Origin of the sequence: Methylobacterium oryzae, assembly GCF_021398735.1 — a bacterium.
Taxonomy (GTDB): domain Bacteria; phylum Pseudomonadota; class Alphaproteobacteria; order Rhizobiales; family Beijerinckiaceae; genus Methylobacterium.
The window spans coordinates 320,001-335,749 of sequence record NZ_CP090350.1; the positions used below are offsets into that span (position 1 = coordinate 320,001).

At 69.4% G+C, this 15,749-nt stretch carries 17 protein-coding genes; 8 read left to right on the forward strand and 9 right to left on the reverse strand.

Annotated elements, in window-relative coordinates; translation table 11 throughout:
* The first annotated feature begins 537 nt into the window (after positions 1-537).
* Complete coding sequence (locus LXM90_RS29925) at positions 538-753, forward strand: sigma factor (protein ID WP_234083318.1); 216 nt, start codon at positions 538-540, stop codon at positions 751-753.
* Between the two features lie 232 nt (positions 754-985).
* Here LXM90_RS29925 and LXM90_RS29930 read toward each other — a convergent pair whose 3' ends face one another.
* The 3 genes from LXM90_RS29930 to LXM90_RS29940 are packed head-to-tail and all read right to left on the reverse strand — an operon-like array spanning position 986 to position 7,065.
* Positions 986-3,895, reverse strand: a complete 2,910-nt coding sequence (locus LXM90_RS29930) for a hypothetical protein (RefSeq protein ID WP_106735961.1) — start codon at positions 3,893-3,895, stop codon at positions 986-988.
* 38 nt (positions 3,896-3,933) lie between these two features.
* Positions 3,934-5,298, reverse strand: a complete 1,365-nt coding sequence (locus LXM90_RS29935; protein WP_020095902.1) for an HlyD family type I secretion periplasmic adaptor subunit — start codon at positions 5,296-5,298, stop codon at positions 3,934-3,936.
* Between the two features lie 3 nt (positions 5,299-5,301).
* Complete coding sequence (locus LXM90_RS29940; protein WP_020095903.1) at positions 5,302-7,065, reverse strand: type I secretion system permease/ATPase; 1,764 nt, start codon at positions 7,063-7,065, stop codon at positions 5,302-5,304.
* Between the two features lie 373 nt (positions 7,066-7,438).
* On the opposite strand from LXM90_RS29940, the gene LXM90_RS29945 reads away from it, so the two are divergent.
* Positions 7,439-7,765, forward strand: a complete 327-nt coding sequence (locus tag LXM90_RS29945) for a helix-turn-helix domain-containing protein (protein ID WP_234083194.1) — start codon at positions 7,439-7,441, stop codon at positions 7,763-7,765.
* 85 nt (positions 7,766-7,850) lie between these two features.
* Here the strand turns inward: LXM90_RS29945 and LXM90_RS29950 are convergent, their stop codons facing one another.
* Positions 7,851-8,105, reverse strand: a complete 255-nt coding sequence (locus LXM90_RS29950; protein WP_020095905.1) for a hypothetical protein — start codon at positions 8,103-8,105, stop codon at positions 7,851-7,853.
* A 438-nt stretch (positions 8,106-8,543) separates the two neighbouring features.
* On the opposite strand from LXM90_RS29950, the gene LXM90_RS29955 reads away from it, so the two are divergent.
* From LXM90_RS29955 to LXM90_RS29975, 5 genes are all read left to right on the forward strand, one after another.
* Positions 8,544-9,233: a sigma-70 family RNA polymerase sigma factor gene (locus LXM90_RS29955; RefSeq protein WP_026605354.1), complete on the forward strand. Its 690-nt coding sequence runs from the start codon at positions 8,544-8,546 to the stop codon at positions 9,231-9,233.
* A 734-nt stretch (positions 9,234-9,967) separates the two neighbouring features.
* Positions 9,968-10,192 carry a hypothetical protein gene (locus LXM90_RS29960; protein ID WP_020095907.1) on the forward strand — a complete coding sequence of 75 codons (225 nt, stop codon included), beginning with the start codon at positions 9,968-9,970 and terminating at the stop codon, positions 10,190-10,192.
* Positions 10,193-10,373: 181 nt separating this feature from the next.
* Entirely contained in the window at positions 10,374-11,504 is a 1,131-nt protein-coding gene (repC, locus tag LXM90_RS29965; protein WP_020095908.1) for a plasmid replication protein RepC, read from the forward strand.
* 158 nt (positions 11,505-11,662) lie between these two features.
* Positions 11,663-11,839 (forward strand): hypothetical protein, encoded by a 177-nt coding sequence (locus LXM90_RS29970; RefSeq protein ID WP_020095909.1) that lies wholly within the window; start codon positions 11,663-11,665, stop codon positions 11,837-11,839.
* Between the two features lie 312 nt (positions 11,840-12,151).
* Entirely contained in the window at positions 12,152-12,556 is a 405-nt protein-coding gene (locus LXM90_RS29975) for a response regulator (RefSeq protein ID WP_020095910.1), read from the forward strand.
* A gap of 71 nt (positions 12,557-12,627) precedes the next feature.
* Here the strand turns inward: LXM90_RS29975 and LXM90_RS29980 are convergent, their stop codons facing one another.
* The 5 genes from LXM90_RS29980 to LXM90_RS29995 form a co-directional block, all read right to left on the reverse strand.
* Complete coding sequence (locus LXM90_RS29980; RefSeq protein WP_020095911.1) at positions 12,628-12,840, reverse strand: hypothetical protein; 213 nt, start codon at positions 12,838-12,840, stop codon at positions 12,628-12,630.
* 217 nt (positions 12,841-13,057) lie between these two features.
* The gene (locus tag LXM90_RS29985) at positions 13,058-13,318 is read right to left on the reverse strand and encodes a hypothetical protein (protein WP_026605355.1); all 261 of its coding nucleotides are present in this window, start codon (positions 13,316-13,318) and stop codon (positions 13,058-13,060) included.
* Positions 13,319-13,640: 322 nt separating this feature from the next.
* Positions 13,641-14,039 carry a DoxX family protein gene (locus LXM90_RS29990; RefSeq protein ID WP_026605356.1) on the reverse strand — a complete coding sequence of 133 codons (399 nt, stop codon included), beginning with the start codon at positions 14,037-14,039 and terminating at the stop codon, positions 13,641-13,643.
* 37 nt (positions 14,040-14,076) lie between these two features.
* The gene (locus LXM90_RS31960; protein WP_020095914.1) at positions 14,077-14,208 is read right to left on the reverse strand and encodes a hypothetical protein; all 132 of its coding nucleotides are present in this window, start codon (positions 14,206-14,208) and stop codon (positions 14,077-14,079) included.
* A gap of 536 nt (positions 14,209-14,744) precedes the next feature.
* Positions 14,745-14,882 (reverse strand): hypothetical protein, encoded by a 138-nt coding sequence (locus LXM90_RS29995; protein WP_157861912.1) that lies wholly within the window; start codon positions 14,880-14,882, stop codon positions 14,745-14,747.
* 521 nt (positions 14,883-15,403) lie between these two features.
* On the opposite strand from LXM90_RS29995, the gene LXM90_RS30000 reads away from it, so the two are divergent.
* Complete coding sequence (locus tag LXM90_RS30000; protein WP_026605357.1) at positions 15,404-15,658, forward strand: hypothetical protein; 255 nt, start codon at positions 15,404-15,406, stop codon at positions 15,656-15,658.
* The last annotated feature ends 91 nt before the right edge of the window (positions 15,659-15,749 follow it).

Below are 15,749 nucleotides of genomic sequence, written 5' to 3' on the forward strand. Positions count from 1 at the left end.
GTCACCTTCTGTGATGGGCGTTCGATCGGCCGCAAGGCCATCCCGATCAGCCGAGAGATCGCGCGCAACCGCGAAGGCGGTTCCCCGCGTCGCGCGAGGGCTGACTGATCCCGGACATCTGCCTGCTTCGTGCCTCTCCCGACCTGTCGGGCCGAACGCCTCGGCCACTCGTCGTTCGCCCGGCACCGACGACCGCGCTGTGCCGAAGGCGCGGCCTTGAGGGCTGTACAGCAAACCTCTATTATGATGCTGCTGTACAATGCCTCCGGTCAGTGTGGAATCGAGCATCGCATGCCGTGCCATCCGGACACGCGCTCACGGTCGGTCCCCGGTGATAGGGCTGGATCGCCGTCCTTCAGGCCTGATGGCGGACCAGAGTGTCCGCCTGCCGCGTCCGGCCCCGACAAGATCCATCTGCGTCTTCCGCATTCAGGGGATCTCAATGCGGCGGCCGATCGGGATCCGGCGTTCGACGCGGACCGTTTCCGGGCAGCCCTCGTGGAGTTGCTGCCCGACCTGAAGCGATTCGCAAGGTCGATGGCGGAGACGGCCGATCAGGCTGAGGACTTGGTTCAAGAGACGCTGCTCAGGGCTTGGCTGTGTCAGGATCGCTTTCGTCCTCGTGGCCATCTTCGAGCCTGGACATTCACCATCATGCGGAGCAGCCTCTCGCCGTCCAAGCGTGAGACAGCGGATCCGACGGATGTCGGCAACGCTGCACCCGACAGGCGACGCATCGATCCTGGCCGGTGAAACCGCGGAGCGTTCTCGCAGGACGAATGGCGACGGCCACGTCCTCTGACGAGGCGGTGCTGGATGTGGCGACGCCGATCATCGACGCGCGCGCTCTGCTGCGTGCGTCGAGATATGAGCCGCTCTTCGTCAGATCGAGTGCTTCGCGCTCCCCGGTCGAGTTCAGGGCGGTCGAGCGCCACCGTCGAGAACTCACGAGAATGCCTGCCGTTCGCGGATCCTCGGTTTCCCGTCAGGAGTGGAGGTCGAAGTGATGGGCGTTGGCGCCGTGATCTGAAACCCCGATCAGGCCGACGTCTCCGTGGACGCCACTGTCCGCCGGTGCGTGGCTCGGTCCGGCCGGTGAGCCGGGTTTGCTGTCGGACGCGAATTCGATGGTGCCGTTCGGGCCGATGCTGGCGGCCGGTCTCGGACCGTGACTGCCCCCGCTCGTCGGGGGACTCGGCTCGCTTGACGGTTCTTGATCGCGGCTCACGCCTCCCGATCCCTGGCGCGAGAGCGATTGGTCTGACGCCACCGGGGTGCCGACGTTCGCGGCCGCAACGGCAGTGCCGTGACCTGTGTGGTGCGGGCCCGCGTCGAGGTTCGCGGGATTGGGATCCGCCCCGACCGCTCGATCCTGCGTGCCGCTCGGCGAGATGCCTGCGTTCGCACCGGTTGCCGGGTTGGAGCCGTCCGAGTTCCGCAGATGCGGTTCGGTCTCTCGGGCGTGATCCGCAGCCTCGCCGCTGCGGCCGGGCCCGTCGGCGGTCTGAGTATGGCCTGGATCGTCCGCTCTCACCCCCGCCAGCGCGCTGGCCGAAGGAGCGATTGGGTCCGCGTTGGAAGCCGCGCTGTGAACGGCGGGACCCTGTGCGTGCGGTCCATCGTCTCGGAGGTGCCCGGGCGGCTCGCCGCTTCGATCGTCCTGCCCGTGGCCTGGATCGGCAGCGCGCGCCTGCGTGCCGGCTGACGGCGGACCTGGGTCCGCGTCGGTGGCCGAGCCGTGACCGCGGCTATCCTGTGCGGGTGGTACCGTATCGTGAAGATGTCCCGGCGCCTCGGCGCTCCGGCCAAGTGAAGCACCGGCCCGCGCGTGACCGGGATCAGCAACATCCGCCTGCGTCTGCGCGCTCGCGGATGGTTGGACCGGATCCGTGTCGGCGGCCGAGCCGTGATGGCCGGCATCCCGGGCGTGCGGCGCCGTGTCTTGGACATGTTCCGGCGCCACCCCGCTCCGAACCGGTCCCTCGCCAGCCTGCCTGTGATCCGGTTCGGCGGCTCTGGCCTCGATCTGCAGGTTGGCTGCCGGTGCTGAGGGGGTGGGATCGGTGGCCGCCGTGCCGTGGCTGCCGGCATCCTGTGCGTGCCCTGCCGGGCCCTGGATAGATCCCGGTGCCTCGGCGCTCCGGCCGGGGCTTTCGCCGGCCGGAGCGTGCGCAGCCACCGCGCCGCTCGCCTGCACGGTGGCTGAGGGCGGCGCTGATTGCGTGCCGGTGTCCGTGCCCTGACCGTCATTGTCCTGGGCGTGCGGCGCCGAGCCCCGGAGGTGGCCCGGCGCGGCGGCACTCCGGCCGGGACCTTCGCCGGCCCGCGTCGAGCCTGGATCGGCAGTGCTTGTCTGAGCCTGCGCCAGACCCGGCGGTTCATCCGGACCCGCGCCGCCGGCCGCGTCCAGTGGAACGGCCGCCGCGTCCTTGTGATGGCCTGGCGCATCGGCGCTCCGGCCAGGCCCGTCGCCATCTTGACCGCGGCCCTGATCGGTGACCTCCCCCCGGACCTGCGCGAGGCCCGCTGTTGGACGCGGGCTCGGATCGGATGCTGCACTGGGGTCGCCGGCCGCGCCGTGCAACTCCCGTTCGGATGCACCTGCGCCGATGCCTGAAGCATCCGCATGCGCGACCGCGTCGTGCCGTCCCCTTGCCTCCGGCGACACGCCCATTCGCAGACCGTTGTCCGGGCTACCGGAGCGCTCCTCGACCGGGAGCTGCGCGTGTCTCAACTCGGGCTGTGCGGCGGCATTGAGCCCATTGACCGGGGCTGGCGGAGCTTCGGATGCCGCGTGACCGGTCGTCGGGGTCACGCTCTGGGCCAGCGATGGCGCCTCACCGGTCGCGCTCGACGACGGGGCTCCCTGTTCCCGTGCCGCGGCGTCCCCCGATGGCGCGGCGCCACCGTCCGATCTGGAATCCGGAGAGGACGATGAACCCGCTGCGAGGGCTGCGCTGGCCTCGGCGCCGCGCGCGAGCGGCTGAAATCCGGATTCCGCGCCTGCCCGGGTCGGCCCATGGCCGAGGGCCGGGTCTCTGAGGCCGATGAGCCCGAAATCGGCGGCGTCAGATCGGGCAGAAGCGACCGCAGCCGACTCGGCCGTTACGAGACCGGCCGCGCCGCTCGCGGGACCTTCGTGGCGGCCGGTGCCGAGCGGACCTTCCGACTGGACGGGGCTCGCCGCTCCACCCGTCGTCGGCGACAGGCTGCCCTGGTCACCCGGGACGGCGCTGCTAGCGCCCCGCGCGCCGAGGTATGATGTGGCCTCGATACCCTGTGCGGGGTGGTCGACGAGGGCATCCGCGGCGAAGACCATGGCCGAGAACACGATCAGCCCGACCTGCTTCCGGTGGCTGTCGCGCTCATCGGCATCGCCCGTGTCGCGCGCTTCGGACGGCCCGTGCTGTTGCGCGTGGCCCGCGTGAGGGGGCTGCGCCGCGCTCTCGGTCGATCGCTCCCCGTCATCCGCGCGGGCGTCGTCGGGCGACAGGCTCAGGGCCGCAGCCGCGACGAGAGCCGCGAGCAGCGCCGCCGGGTGAACCGAGAGCTTCGTCCCGCGGGCATCCTGCGGGATCGGGAGAAGCTCGGGATAGCGTCGGGCGATCTCGTTGATGAGGGCGCGGAAGTCGCTGCCTCGCATCGGGCTGTCCAAGACATCGGACGCGATGACGTAGCTGCCGTCGATCCTGGCGAAATGCATGACGGCGTCGCCATCCGGCCGGCAGAAGACGAACCAGGGATCCGCCTCGTCGCTCAGGCCCTGCTCGCTGCCGATCTGCAGGCCGGCTCGGATCAGCGCGGCCTCGACGCGGTAGAATTCCGCGAGTTCCTGCTGCGACCAGCCGCCCTGGCACGTCGTTGCGGGTCGGAAGAACGAGATGACCGCGCCCATCGGGACCTCACGTCCGCACAGTGACTGAGAAGCGGACTCTATCGTTCATGGAAACTGCGTCCCAGAGCATCGAAGAACGGCGCCACCAGATAGTCGAGCGCCGTGCGCTCGCCGGCCGAGACGACGACCTCGGCGGGCAGGCCCGCCAGGAGGCGTGGTCGTACGTCGTCCGGGAGTTGATGGTCGTCGATCTCCACGGTGCCGGCGAAATAGGCCTGCTTGGTGCCGTCGTCGATCAGGCGGTCGCGGGAGACCATCGTCAACGTCCCGAAGATCGCCGACATGCGGCGCGTCTGAAAAGCCGGAAACTTCACCTCGGCCCGCATGCCGGCATGAACCGCCTCGAGATCGTTCGGCGCGAACTGCACGCTGATCACGAGCCTGTCGTTCGTCGGAACGATCTCCATCAGCGGCTCGCCCGAGCGGACCACCTGGCCGATCGTGTAGACCTTCAATCCCTGGATGACGCCCTGGTGCGACGCCCGGACCTCGTGCCGACGGAGAACATCCCGGGCCACGATGAGCTTCTCGCGCAGTTCAGCGATCTTCTGGCGCGTGTCGAGGAGCTGCGCGGTCAGCGATTCCTGCAGCTTCTGCTTGAGCTGCGCGGTCTGCATCCCCGCCTCGTTGATGTCGTTCTGCGCCTTGGCGGTCTCTGCCACGGACCGTCCGATCACGCCTCGGAGGCGCGCGTGCTCGCGCTCCATGATCAGAACGCGCGAGAGCGGGATGAGGTTCTTCTCCTGGAGGCCGCGCAGGCCCTCCAGCTCCTGCTGGATCAGCGCGACCTGCTGCTCGCCCGAGGCCTTCTCGACCGCCAGCCCGGAAATCTCCGTCTTCAGCTGCGTGACCCGCGCCTCGATGAGGCCGAGCTGCGCCTGGAAGGACGCGCGGCGCTCCGACAGCTGGCTGGCCTGGTCGTCGATCAGGCCGGCGACGGCCGGCTCGGCGCGCCGCTCCGCGATCTCCGGCGGCAGGAGCAGATCCTGCGCCTGGCCCTGCTCCGCGCGGAGGCGCGCTTCGAGGATCAGGGCCCCGTCGAGCTGGCCGCGGAGCAGATCGTTGCTGGCTCGCGATTGCACGGGATCGATGCGTAGCAGGACGTCGCCCGCGCGAACCGCCTGGCCGTCCCGGACCAGCACCTCCTGGACGATGCCGCCTTCGAGATGCTGCACCACTTTGCGGCTGCCTTCCGCGACCACCACCCCGGGACTGATGACCGCCCGGTCGAGGCGCGCGACGGCGGCCCAGGTGCCGACCACCCCGAACGTCGCGACGATGAGCGCGTAGCCGGCGACGGCGTACGCGCGCCAGTTCGTCAGGTCGGCGGAGCCCGACCGGTCCCGATCGGACCTTCTTCGCTCGGGGGACGGGCTCGGGATCGCGGCGCGCGTGACGGTCATCGCTTATCCCGCGCTCCGCTGTTCGTCGGAGCTGCGGCGGCTCTGGGATGCCGCGGGGCCGACGGGCGGCACCAGGGTCGGGACCGGCCGCTGGCCGGTGACGTGGGCGAGAACCTGCTCGGGCGTGCCGGAGAGCTGCACGCGGCCCTCGCTCATGAGCAGGATACGGTCGGCCTCCTCCAGCAGGCTCACCTTGTGGGTCACCAGCACCACCGTCGTCCCGGATCGCTTCAGGTCCGCAACGGCGCGCATCAGCGCCGCCTCGCCGGGCTGGTCGAGACTCGCATTGGGCTCGTCGAGCACGACCAGGCTCGGCTCGCCGTAGAGCGCGCGGGCCAGAGCGATGCGCTGCCGCTGACCGCCTGACAGCCCGTGTCCCCCCCGACCGATGACCGTATTGTAGCCCTCCGGAAGCGACTGGATCAGCGCGTGACAGCCAGCCCGTTGGGCAACCTCGATGACGCGCGCGTCGTCCCGGTCGGCGAAGCGCGCGATGTTCTGCGCGACGGTCCCGTCGAACAGTTCGACGTCCTGAGGCAGATAACCAACATGCTGCCCGAGCAGGGCCCTGTCCCAGTGGTTCAGGTCGGCCCCGTCGATGCGCACCGTGCCTTCCAGCAAGGGCCAGACCCCGGTGAGCGCGCGAACGAGCGTCGATTTGCCGGCGGCACTCGGGCCGATGATCCCCACGACGCTGCCGGGCTCGAGCCGGACGCTCACAGCCTTGAGGATGGGGCGCGTCGCGCCGGGGGCCGCCACCGAGATGTCTTCGGCCTCGATCAGGCCGCGCGGCCGCGGCAGGACGAGGCGGCGCGTCTCCGAGCCGGCGACGGCCACGAGATCGACCAATCGCCGGTAGCTCGCCCGCGCCGCCGTGAACCCCTTCCAGTTGCCGACGACCGCCTCGATCGGCGCGAGGGTGCGGCCGATGATGATGGACGCGGCGATCATCGACCCGGCCGAGATCTCGCGGTGAATCGCCAGATACGCGCCGATGCCCAGCACCAGGGTCTGCAGCAGCATGCGGACGAACTTCGTGGCCGCGACGATCAGGCCCGCGCGATCGCTGGCCCGCGCCTGGAGGAGCAGGACGTCGTCGTGGCGGCGCCCCCAGAGCCCGCGCATGGACGCGACCATGCCCATGGCCTGCAGCACCTCCCCATTCCGAAAGACCGTGGCTGCGCTCTGCCCCGCTTCGCGCGAGGCCTGACTGGCGGCGTCGAGCGTCCGACGGGTGGCGACCTCGTTGAGCAGCGTGAGGCCGAGGATCGTGCCGCCGCCCACCAGCGCCATCCAGCCGAACCAGGGATGGAGGATGAAGCAGGCGAGCAGGAAGATCGGTATCCAGGGCAGATCGCAGAACGCCAGCATGCCGGCGCCGGTCAGGAACTCCCGCAGGACGTCCACGTCGCGCAGCGCCGTATCGTGCTGCGCGCCGGGCCTGAGCAAGGTGCCGCGATGGGCGGCATCGAAGATCGGCGTGGCGATTTTCTGATCGAACACCACACCGCCGCGCACCAGGAGGCGGGCGCGCAGCATCTCCAGCATCGCGTAGACGGCCAGGCCGAATGCAGCGATCAGCGTGATCCCCGCCAGGGTCGTCTCACTCCGGCTGGGTATCACGCGGTCGTAGATCTGGAGCATGTAGAGCGGGCTGACGAACAGCAGCAGATTGATGAAGAGCCCGAACACCACGGCGGTCGCCAGGACCGGCCGGAGCGAGCGCAGGCCGATGGTCAATGCCGATTGCAGCGAAGGATCGCCCATTCTGCCCTCTTCCTGCGATCGATCGGCACGATCGGCGATTCCCAATGGCTCAGATTCCCGTGCTGCTCGCGTCAGTGACCCGCGGGCGCTCAGATCCGCGAGCGGCAATCGTACGTGCGATTCTCGACTTTCATGGGCCGCTATCCAGAGACATGCACCGGTAGTGGGGCATCCGGCGCCATTCTCCAAATCGTTCCTTACAGGATGATAGCGCTATTCAGGTAGTTGCCAAGCAACGGGATCCGTTCGGGGAGGACGCGGGGACGACGGGTGCCGCCGCGCATCTGGACAGCGCGGCTCCGTCCCAGCTATATGGTGTTTACTGTATAAGCGCCGCGCCGAGTGGCTTCGGTCGGCAGGAAGGTGAAACCCCGTGTATGCCCATCAGCAACGCCTGGACTCCGAGGAGGTGCTGGAGCTGCGTCGGGAGGGGGGACGGTATCTGAAGGAACTGCGGGAGGCGCGCGGCCTGTCGCAACGACAGCTCGCAGCTCTTGTCGGTGCGGATTACTACACCTTCATCTCGCAGCTGGAGACCGGGCGCGGTCGTATTCCTCCGGATCGGTACCGCGCGTGGGCCGAGGCGCTGGCGATCGAGCCGAGAGCGTTCGTCCGGAACGTGATGCGCTTCTACGACCCGATCACCCACGAGATCCTGTTCGGCGATCGGAGCGCGGAGTCTGAGGGCAACGAGGCGTAGGCCGTCGACGCTCTCAGGGCCCGGATCGTTCGGATGCGCGAAGCGCGCGGGACGGCTCCAGCCTGGAGACGACCGCCCGCGCAGCTCAGGAGGTGGAGTGGTCCGCACCGTCCACCGTCTGTGATCCGAGGGGTGATGGGTCGTCAGACGTCACGTCGGCGGCCGATACGGGCGCGCCGATCGCCGCCATCAGCATTCGCAATCCCTCGATCCACGTATCGGCCTCGGCCCGCGAGATGCACCCGCTGCGGCGAAAGATTTTGCCGGACTCGAGCTTGACAACAACGTCGAAGTGGCCGTCCGGCCTGTCCGTGATCCAGTATTCGACATTCTGAGGCATCGACGCTGCCCAATAGATCCTCACTTGGCCGGCAACAGCCGCCCCGCCCACGCAGCTCTCAGTCTGACGGCGAACGCGCGCCTCTCGCCGACGTGACTCGTTCACCTCGATCCGTTGTTCCTCGCTCGGCCTCAGACCACGTCGGGGTTCACCTGCGCGCGCGATGATCTTCGGCTCCTTCTCGGTTCAACATGTCCGCCCCCCAGGGACGGAAGCGTGCCCCAACGCGTAGGCCGCGGAGAACGATCCGCCGCTTGCGGGGTTAGATGTTCACTGTACAGTCAGGTGGCGGGTCCTATCTGGAGGGGTGGACGCTCGATGACGCGCGTGGTCGGGCCACTCCCGCCGGATGGCCCGCTGCAGATCGCCGGTTCGTCAGGCGGGATTCACGGCGGCCCGAGATCGGTTCGTGCGGCGAGCGCTTTGAGAGGACGTGAGTTGACGGACACGCTGGTTGCTCAAGACGGCGGAGTCGATCGGCCGAGCCGACAGGACCCTCCGGAACCCGCGATTCTGCCCACCGGTGTGCGGGATCATCTCGGCCTGCAGCTGCGCGCCGCCTACGAGGCCGTGACACGGGCACAGACACCGCCGCGTCTGCTGGACCTCGTCGCGCGGCTCAATGCAGCGCTGGAGGGGCCGCGCCAGGACGATGCCACCGCGTTTCGCGAGGGCCTGACCGAAACGCTGCCCGGCCTGCGCGCCTTCGCCCTCTCGCTCGTCGGCGATGCCTCGCGCGCCGACGATCTGGTCCAAGAGACTGTGCTCCGAGCCTGGGCGCGCCAGGACCTGTTCATCCCAGGTTCGAACCTGAAGGCGTGGCTCTGCACCATCCTGCGCAACCAGTTCTACACCGAGTGCCGCAAGCGAAAGCGCGAGATCGAGGACGTGAACGGTGCCGCCGCGGCGCAGCTCACGGCGCCCGCAGCCCAGGAGCACGGGTCCGATCTGCAGATCGTCTGGTCCCATATCGGCAAGCTGCCGGAACTGCAGCGTGAGGCCCTGCTCCTCGTGGGGGCCCAAGGCCTGACCTACGAGGCTGCCGCGGAGGTGATGGGCTGTCAGACCGGGACCGTGAAGAGCCGGGTGAGCCGCGCCCGGGCCTTGCTCGTCGCGCATCTCGCCTGAGACGAGCATCCTGACCGAGGGCGGATTTTCTACGCTCGACGGCCCCTGCATGGTTGAGACAGGTGCCCATCCGCGCTCCGCCCTGGGGCGAGTCCCGACGGGCGACGACCTGGGAACGGTCCCCCGCCGTTCTGGCCGGTGTCGAACCTCGACGGCTCGACCATCCTTGTCGGACGGATAGCCCTGGCAGAGAGACGAGGTCGGACGCGCGACACGCTCGAAGGCCGGGGAAAGGCCAGGCGCAGGCCGGCAAAGCCGTCTCGGCCCCTATCGCGACCGCGAAACCGCCGCGGGACGCCCTCCCCCATCGCGCTTCAAGTCGCACGAGCGTGTCGCGAGCAGCGACTGCACCACGCGGCCGCCATCGTCGATGGACACCGCCGCGGTTCAGCCCGCGCTTCGGCAAGGTTCGGGCCCGTCCCGGTCGCTGCCGCCGCAGCAGGCCGCTCGTCCCGGTCCGAGCCAGAGATCATCCCCGGGCACCTCGACGGACGCTCCGCCTCCACGCGCCGCCCGTGTCGCACGAAGGTCGGCCGTGGCGTCACCGACCATTGGGCAGCGCCGCGTCTGGCATCCTCGCCGCGGAGGCTCTCGGCGCGGTCTCCGGTGCCGCCGCGGAACAGGTCGCCCTTAACAAACTCACCCATCCCCGTACGAATCCGGGTCGCCGCTGGACTCACTTTGCAGAATCGGTCCACATGAACAGTCACGTTGGCAGAATCGGGCGGGGACCGATGACCGCAGAGGAACGGCTGGCTGAGCTGAAGGCGGCGGACACGCGCCGTCAGACACGTCGCAGGGAGGCTCTGAAGCAGAAGGGCATGACCCAGCAGAACGTGTGGCTGAAGCCGTCGGTCAAGGCCGTCATCGACCAGGCGATCCAGAACGGTCGGTTCAGGAGCCGTACCGAGGCGATCGAGTGGGCGCTCGCGTCTGCCTTCGAGGAGAAGTCGGCATGATGTAACGGGCAAAGCAGAAGGCCCCGAGGCGGGAACCTCGAGGCCTTTGGACCTGACATACCCTGGGATGGGGCGCGACAGGCGATTCGCACCCCCTTTATGCCCCCTCCCCCAGGCCGTCGTCAAGAACACCCTTCGGGGTGAACGGTCCCGCTTTGCCTCCTGAGAGGAGGCGGACGAGGTGGAGACAGTTCATTCCGGTGGCCGGCCGCTCACGCGCGCCGCGCTCGCCGGCCGGAGACGTGCGCTCGAAGACGGGCGGACGGTCTCGCGCAGGGAGCTCTCGGCCGCGGGCCGGGACGCGGCCAAGGCCCTGAACCTGCGCCCTGCCCTGCGTTCGATCCTCTCGGCGCTCTGCGCCGTGTGGGGTGAGCAGGATTGGGAACGCTTGGTGGTGTGGCCCTCGAACGAGCACCTGTGCGGGATGACCGGGCTGTCGGAGCGCGCGCTCCGCTACGGCCTGCGCGACCTGGTGGCCCTGGAGGTCATCACACCTCGGGACAGCGCGAACGGCAAGCGTTTCGCCATCCGCGGGCCGGGCGGCGCCGTCATCGACGCGTACGGTTTCGACCTGACTCCCATCGTCGCCCGGAAGGGAGAATGGGCGACCGCGATCATGGAAGCCACCGCGAGGGACGCTCAGCGAAGCCGCGCGTTCGATCTCCTGACCGTTCGTCGCCGCGCGGTGTCGGAGGCCCTTGCCGCCCTGCGCGCCCGCTTCCCGGCCACGGATGCCGCCGATCTGCTCGCGGCGCAGGAGGCCCTGGAGCGCAGCACGCCGAGGAGACGCGCTTCCGGCGTGGCCCCTGACGTCGTCCTCGACGCCTGGGGAGAACTGCAAGTCATGGCGGAGGATCGTTTCTATCAAGCCGCCTCTGCCGGCAATTCCGGCCGTCACTTAGAACAAGACACCGGATCTCCTAGCGATCCTTGTGCAAAGGCTCCCGAGAAGGAGCCTGAGCCGACCCGTAGGCCCGAACCGTCACTCGTCGCGGCTGCTTGCCCTGTCGCTGCCGAATTCGGCGTCACCCTCAGAACGGAAGCGGATGTCATCGAGATCGGCCGGCTGATGCGGGGCGGGATCGGCGCGCATCCGTCGGCCTGGAGCGAGGCTTGCGAAGCCCTCGGTCCGTTCCGGGCCTCGGTGCTCGTGCTGATCGTCGCGCAGCTCCACGACGACGACGTGCGCCGGGGTGAGATCCGCATCAAGAACCCAGGCGGATACTTCAGGCAGCTCGTCCGCCTGTGTTCCGAAGGTCGCTACGGGCTCGAAGCCGAGCTCATGGCGATGCGCAGGAGGAAGATGACGTGACCTCGGGCGAACGTCACCTGCCCCGGACCGCCAAGCCCTGCAGATGCGCCACGCCGCGGCAGCGAATCCGGGCACCCGGATCCTGACCGATGTAGGTAGCCTCCGGATCCCGGAACTCACGCTACGCTTGCGCGGCCGTTGAACATGGGAGGCTTGCGGTGAAGGTGTTTCAGATCCGGCACGAGGTGACGGGCGCCATCCTCTGGACGGGCTCGGCGCCTGACCCGCTCGCTGCCCTCGACGCCATGGCGCACGAGGCGGGGTATTACGATCATTCCGATATCCCCGACCATCTCCGGGCCGGTGGACTCGCCATCGAGGAGATTCGGGTCTAGCGCGCCGACCACCACGCGAAGAGTCCGATCCCTTCCCGGCTCCAGGCACGCTGCGGTCATCGAGGGGCCGGGCAGGCGCCCTCGCTTCTCCGAAGACCGCCACGGTGACGTGTCGGTGAGCGATGCCGGATTGGTCGGGCGCCTGCAGTGCCGTTCCGCCAGGATGCCGAGCAGGTTCCGCGGCACCCGGCACTCTCGGTGCGAGGGGTTCGGCGCGTGATCGCCCCGAACCCGGTCCCCATCGGACAGGTTTGCGTGGGACGCAATCGGGGTCCGCTGCGTTACTGCGGCGACGAAGTGTGGAGATCCAGGATGGCAGACGCCGTCGCGTCGCAACGCGCTGTGCTGATTGTCGAGGACAATCCCGTGCAGCTCATGGATGCGGCTGCAGCCCTTCGCGACGCGGGATACGAGGTCGCGGAGGCCGCCACTGTCGAAGCCGCCCAGGCTCATCTGGCGGCCCGTCCCGAACTTGTGGCCATGGTCGCGGACGTGGACTTGGCAGGCGAGCCCTTGAGTGGCTTCACCCTGGCCAAAGCCGTCGCGGCGCGCTGGCCCGAACTGGCGATCCTGATCGTGTCGGGTGTGGCTTGGCCCGCCGAGGAGCAGATGCCGATGGGCGCTCGCTACCTGCGCAAACCGTTCACACCGGAGGGGCTGGCCGGCGCGCTGGGGGCTGTGCTGGCGGCGCGGGGCGTAGGGTCCGTGCCGCATTGACGGTGGCCAGCCCAGCGTGCGCCGGCGCGGGAGAGATGCGCCGTCGACGACGGGCCGCATCACGGCGAGGTTCAGGTCCCGCTGTCGCCGGCGCTGGCGTCGTCGCTACCGTCGAGCAGCCAGTCCGGTATCCCGGGAAGCACTTCCCCAGCGACCTCACCGGCGGTCTTCAGGGCCCGCTCCACTTTCGCTTCCGAGTACTCGCCGCGGACCTCGGCGAACAGCTCGCGCGCCAGACGGTCCAGCTCCTCGTCCGAGAGCGTCTGGTCCGGCTCGTCCCTCATGCGTGCAGGCCCCCCAAGCATCGGCCGTCCTGCGCCACCGATCCCGTCACGGGGCGGGAGCGCGTCCGGTGTCATCACCCGTGAGCCGATACGCAACGCGGCTCGCCAGCACGGTGCCTGGGCCCGGTTAGGGGATCGTCACCGGCGGGGGACCGAAGATGTCCCAGGCTGACGCTGACGCCGCCGATCCTTCCGTCGCGGTGATCGGCCACCCGCCTCAGTCCACGCCGCAGGCGAGCAGATCGCGCCTGCGCTGCTCGGACGTCTCTCGGGCCTCGTCCTGCCAGCTGGCCTCTGGCGGGTCTCGGTCGGCCTTCACCGGTCGCTCGCCAGGCAGGTACAGACTGCGGGGATCACCGGGCAACGCGCCCGTCGTCTCGGGGTCCCGGTCGCAATCCCGAGCCGGCTGATCGGCCAGGGCGAGCGCGGGACCCGCGCACACGACGACGGCCACGGCGAACGCGAGCAACTTTCTCATGGGGGTCCCGATGGGCCAGGCCCGGCGCATGTACCGCGTCGCCGGTAGGGCCGGAGGGCTTAACGGCGGTTCGCGATGGTCGCCACACCCGTGTCGGCACGGCAGACATGCGTGACCGTCGCCGCAGATCGATCGGCGCCCGGGGACGATTTCCACGTCGCCGGCACCCAGCCGCGGCGGCCGGGCGTGGTGTCCGGATTGCCGCGTGCCCGTCACTCCGCTCGCGGCCGCGCCGGTCAAGGCTCGAACCGACGAGCCCCCACTGCGCCCCCACTGCGCCCCCGCGCGGACGTGAATGGCCGAATCCGCCCTGTCGGAACGGTCAGGCCTGCCGCATCTCCGTGTCGCTGCCGGACGGCAGAAGCTCGGACCGGCGCGCGTGAGCGACGCCGCCCAGCAGGATGAGAAGCACGAGGGCGGGAAGCGGCATCAGAACGGGGTCGCCCGCGAGGAGATGGCTGCCGACCGCGCCGGCCATGAGCACGGCGAGCAGACAGGCGCCGAGGGCGACGCAACCGGGCGTCCAGAGGAGCACCGCGCCGAGGAGTTGCAGGGCGCCGACCACGTCCATGAACCACAGCGGGTAGCCGAAGCGGACGAAGCCCTCGACCTCGAACGGCACAGCGGCGAACTTCATGCCGGCGGCCACCAGGAACACCGCGGTCAACAGGCCTCGCAGCGCCACGCTGCCGACACTCCGCCTATCCCGAACCCGAGCCATCCCCACACACCTCCCAGCAGGCATCACGCTCGGCGGATCAGACGAAGTGCGTCGGCAGCGCCGCGGTCAGGGCGAGCTGGAGGACGGCGAGCGCCAAGCCAGTCAGCATCGACCAGGCCACGATGTGGTCGGTGACGGTCATGCCCTTGGTCATCATCTTGGTGGCCATCGGTGGTTGCCTCATCCGTGCAGCCGTGGATCGGCTGTCCCAGGACGGTCATATGGCCAAGCTGAATTGCGCCGTTATTGCTTCGATTATTGCGTTGGATTGCACCAAATCAGTTGAGACGCCGTTCTCGGAGAGCGATCCACAGCGCCACGCGCGATCGCCGGCACGCCTCCGGGATGCGCCGCGACGCCATGGCCGCGCGGCGACCGACCGCCGCCGGCCACATCGTCGGCTACATGCCGGGGTGAGGCCGTCCTCGCCCACGCTGGCCCGGAGCGCCGTCAGTTTGCCGCCGTCCCGCTCAGCGGTGACGAAGGCCTTCGCGTCGGGACGGATCGCCGACGGATCGGCTGGCTCATAGGCGACGATCGGTGTCTCAGGCGACACCGCCACGGTCTCCGACGCGCCGCCCCCGTGAGCCTCCGCGGCGGGGAGCCGACAACCCGGGAAGACGGGTGCGGCGCTCGGCGACGCCTGGAGTCCAGCCCACCCGTTCGCGGGCGCGACGACGGTGCTGTCGGGAGGACGCTGCCGATTCAGGCGTCCGCGTCGGCGCGTCCGTCCCACGCGTCGAGGCGCGACGGCGCCATCGGTGCCGCGGCGGCGATCCCGAGCCGGGTCGCGGCAGCCACAGCGGCGATGATGAGGCCGATGAAGAGCAATGGTTCGAGCATGGCCGTGCCCTCAGCTATGGGCCCGCGCGGCAAGATGGCGGCGCGCCGAACGGTGGCGGGCACGCGCATTGTGCTGCCGCCGCATCTGTTCCTGGAGGATCTCGTCTTCGTGCTGAGGGAAAACTGTGATCGCGGTCGATTGCGGGACACGCGGACCGTCCTCACGCTGCGGATAGATTGGTTTCATGACCGCTCCCCCGTATTACCTACGTAGAAGCTTAACCGTTCTTTAACCGATTGCAACCCGGTGGCGTGGTCGGGTCCCGACGGCGCCGGCGCGCGCCGGAGATCCATCCTCGTCGGGTGGTCCACCTCGATCGCCGCGGCGACGCGCCTTCCCTCACCAGCCCGGGCACTGGCCGCATTTCGGGCCCGACGGCTCCGGTCCCGGCAGACCCCCCGATCGCAGAGGCCGGGCGGCTGCTGATCCGGGCCGGGGAACTACCTCAGGCACGGTTGCCGCCTATGTCATCTGACCGGGAGCCGCCGTCGGACTGACTTTGATCGTGGAGGACGCAACGATGCCGCCCAAGCTGACCAAGACCATCATCGGAGCCGTTATCGCCGTCGCGCTCGCCGCTGCAGTCTCCTACGGAGTCATCAGCCAGCAGACGGCCGACAAGATCCAGACTCAGGCGAACCAGACCCTGCAGAACGATCAGGCTCCGGCCAGCACCGGTCAGCAGCCGCCGCCTCCGCCTCAGAACTCGATCCCGCAGGCACCCGCACAGCCGGGGGCGTCGCCGCAGAACCCCGCGCCGGCACCGCGTCAGTGAGCGAATCCGGGCGCGTCGATGGTGGGTCCGCGACGTCGAGCACGCCCCGGGATCGGCCCGGGTCACTGGCATCGGGGTCGACGGCACATCC